General features: G+C 31.3%; 2 protein-coding genes. One reads left to right on the forward strand and one right to left on the reverse strand.

Going from position 1 to position 3,865, the window contains the following annotated elements; all coding sequences use genetic code 11:
• Nucleotides 1–717 precede the first annotated feature (717 nt).
• Entirely contained in the window at nucleotides 718–1,446 is a 729-nt protein-coding gene (locus tag F6K22_RS34930) for a hypothetical protein (RefSeq protein ID WP_293109036.1), read from the forward strand.
• A gap of 346 nt (nucleotides 1,447–1,792) precedes the next feature.
• Here F6K22_RS34930 and F6K22_RS34935 read toward each other — a convergent pair whose 3' ends face one another.
• Complete coding sequence (locus F6K22_RS34935; protein WP_293109039.1) at nucleotides 1,793–3,205, reverse strand: DUF4403 family protein; 1,413 nt, start codon at nucleotides 3,203–3,205, stop codon at nucleotides 1,793–1,795.
• Nucleotides 3,206–3,865 lie beyond the last annotated feature (660 nt).

Genomic DNA, 3,865 nt, shown 5'->3' on the forward strand with positions numbered 1-3,865 from the left:
AAGCTTCTATTTGCCAGAGTCGATAGTCAGAAATTCCACAACTCCTCTCAGAGTCAGAGTACTTCATAAAATGAAACTACTATTTCCTCATACGCAATAGTCAGAAATTCACCACTCACCTCTGAGGCAGAATTTTTCATTTCCTGAAGCTTATACTTCCAATAGGCGATCATCAAAAATTCACAACTACCCTCAGACTTGGAGTGCTTGAGAAAATGAAATTACTATCTGTCTATAGGTAATAGTCAAAAATTCACAACCACTCTCTGAGGTGAGTGCTTCAGAGAATGAAACTACTATCTTCTCCACAACCTGAAACTATCCTTCTTCATTCAAGAGGAACTAGACAAGACCAAAATACCCTGAATACAATATTTTTCAATGGCCTAGAATGACTATATATGAGCGCACCTTTTCCACTATATATATTTTTACTATATAAACTTTTTTTTGTCAAGTAACTTCTATGCATCAGCCATCATAAGAAGTAGGGAGTAGTGAATTAGTTTTCAACTCTACTCCCGACACCCGTTCTCAATTCCCGACACCCCTGTTCAAATTTAACTTATTACCCCATCCACAAAAATCAACAACTCAGCCAACAATCATCAAGGAAATTAAATAAAATCATATAAATATTTCGCCTCCTAAATAGTGACTCCTAGAATTTAGGATTTGTTATGATGTCAATAGTTAAATATCAAATAAAAAGTAGATATGAGTACACAACTTCCTCGATATTTAGAAAACATTACTTTAGGGATAATTGCTGGAATTTTAACTAATTTTATTACAGCTTCAATAGTTAACTATTTTCAACCAGGTGTAGTAGAAATTAAACAATATAAAACCATTAGTACAGCAATTTTCGTATTAATTACTCCAATAATTTTCAACTATATATTGCAGAAGCTGAATATCAATTTGAGTAAAATAGAATTAGTAACTTTGATATCTATAATAATGTTATTAGAAAGCATTTTATTTAGTGCCTTTCCCACTCAAGAAATAAATATTAACCAAAATGCAACACCCTATCCAGAATACTCAGAATACTTTGAGGGAATTGAATTAAAGAGAACCCCTTATAATGAAGTTAAGACATATAATGCCAAGATTGGAATTTTGAGGAATCAATTGTACATATTACTCCAAGTAGGATGGGAAAAAAAGGAAAAAATGAAAGGTCTAAAAAGAAACTATGGAGGGTATATCTATTATCAAATGGATATATCTGATAGTCCGCTTACAGGAAGAACTGAAATGACAACAAAAATAATTAATTATTCTTTTCAGCCAGCTAGAGGAGTTTTATCTTACATCATAGGATTCATTGATACAGGATATCTCATCAAAAGAACAAATATAAATGATTTGACCTCGAAAATAGAAGACATAGTTAATAAGAGAATTTTAGAGAATAAAGAAGAGCGTAGATCGAGATAAAAGTTGAGGTAAACGTTCAGGAGTCAGCTCTTAGCAATAAGCTATTAATTTATTAATTTTGGAAAAGGAATTAATATTGAAATTTTCTAAGAATTCAAATATTAACTATCAGCTAAAGCGCAAATAATGAATAATTTATTCTCAGGATATAAGGAAGTTACTTTTGCAACTTTGAATTCTCTCTCAATTTCTCAATTCCTTTTACCTTTTCCTCTCATTAATAGCTGTTAACTCCCTAATAAATGAAATACAATATTTTTTCTTTCCTACTCGCTACTCCCTACTCCCTACTCCCTACTCCCTACTCCCTACTCCCTAATTAACGAGATTCACTATTTTTTCTTTCCTAATCCCTATCCTCTAAATTTAAAATAGCAGCCATATTTCCATCTGCTAATAAAACCAGATAAATATGATTATTTGTCACAACAACCTTTTCAACTTCAATTGTTTTAACTTCAATATTTGCATCAATTTCAGAGGGCAACTTTATCTTCTGAATATATTTATTAGCTTCATCTTTTGCTCTATTTAATTGTTTATCGAAAGGAAAAGAAAGACGTTCTTGAATTTGCTGAAGCAAAACAGGTTGCAAAAGCGAATCTGCTGTTGATAATAAAGCATTTTTTGTATCAATATCATAATCAAGTTCAACCACTTTCAGATTATTAGACTCTTGATCGTAAAAAATCTTACCCCAAAGATATAATATTCCTTTTGCTCCCTGAAGCAAATTACCTTGGTCAGCCTTAAAATCAACTTTAACAAGAATTTTTTCACCTAATGGAGATAAATTAATTTCATTAACAATGAATTTCAGATTTTCATCAATAGACAAAGATTTACCTCTGACTTTAGATTGAAGAGTATTATTCAGTTCATCAAGGGAAACTTGCACAGGCAAATTTATTAAAAATTTATCTATTATCTGCTCTTGGAAAGTCAGATTAGGCAACGGCTTAAAATTAATAACAGGAGCTTCTTTGCATACACAAGTATCAATAAACATCTTAATAGCAATTCCAGATCGAACATTTTCACCATCACTCAAATCAAACTCTTTAAAGCTAATACTTTGTGGTTCAGTTTTAATCCAGATTGAAGGGTCTTGATTTACTCTTTCTGACAAATGCAAATTATTCCATTGTTTTGTTACTTCTGCTTTTAGGTTTAAATTTTTAACAAGTTCAGCGATTAACTTAGGCTTCTCTTTATTAATAGTTTTATCTACCTGTTTTTTCAGAATACTACGAATACTAATAGTGCCAACATTTTTTATTGGTACATCTGCTTTAGTTAAATTCGTCGATACATTTAGATTCGGTTGAATATTCCATTCATTATCTATTCCTAAAGAAATATCGCCAAAAATTGTACCTGCAATATTTGTCCGCGCACTAACTGGAATCTTATCAAAAAGTAAATTTATTTTACCTTTTACTCTTGCAGTTCCTGATATTGGCACTGAAAAAGTTATCAGATTATTTTGAGTGCCAATACTGAAATCTTCGCGATTAATTTCGTAGGTAAGATTATCATTAGAGAGCAAATCTGTAAGGTCAGCTTCTGTACCCACAAATGTCTGAGGAATATTCAGATTTAATGCTTTCTGAATATTAGCCAAAGGAATTTTTACAGGTAGATTTAATATACTTTCACTACGTTCAGGTTTTAATGTATTAGCTGATGTAAACTCCGGCAGTTTAGGTTGAATATCTATTCCCTTAAAAGCGGCTCTCGAAGAAAAAATAATAATCATAATTACCATGAATATCATTAAAAGAGAAAATTTTATTATTCGTGGAATAGAGAATATTTTCATTGATTTTATTTGTATAAACTTGAAATATTGAAACTTTGCTTTCCTCCTCAAGTAAATAAGCCTTGAAATAAGTATTTAGCTATTAGCTAGACTCTTGCAGAGGAATTGCGTATCAGTAGTCAGAAATACAAATCAAGTCAGTTATTGAGTAATTCAGTCTAGAAATTTGTCAAGTTGGTTTGGTAGATATCTCAGTTTACCGTAAGGATTCAGGTATCTCAAACCCAGTTATAGAGAGACTTCTGAAAACGACTTACTCAGCAATTTAACAGCCTCCCCAGTCAATAATCACGAAAATAAAGGCTTGTAGCAATCTTTAATTGAGAATAGGATTTTGAATGAAATTGTCGGAAATACTTATCCACCAAGATTTATAGGCTTTTCCATAGGACCTGAATCCTGACAGTTTACCTAATCTCTTTTATCTATTTCAATACTTTTAATTCTTAACTCCTGCACTTATTCTTATGCTAGTAATACCATTTATCCATGAAGTTGCACTTAATAAAAGATAAGAACTGTAAGTAAAATTCAAGTCTGGGTAATAATTATGAAGTGCATTTTTACAGACAAATGCTATAACTGATAGCTGAGGGA

The organism is Okeania sp. SIO2F4 (assembly GCF_010672385.1).
Lineage (GTDB): Bacteria > Cyanobacteriota > Cyanobacteriia > Cyanobacteriales > Microcoleaceae > Trichodesmium.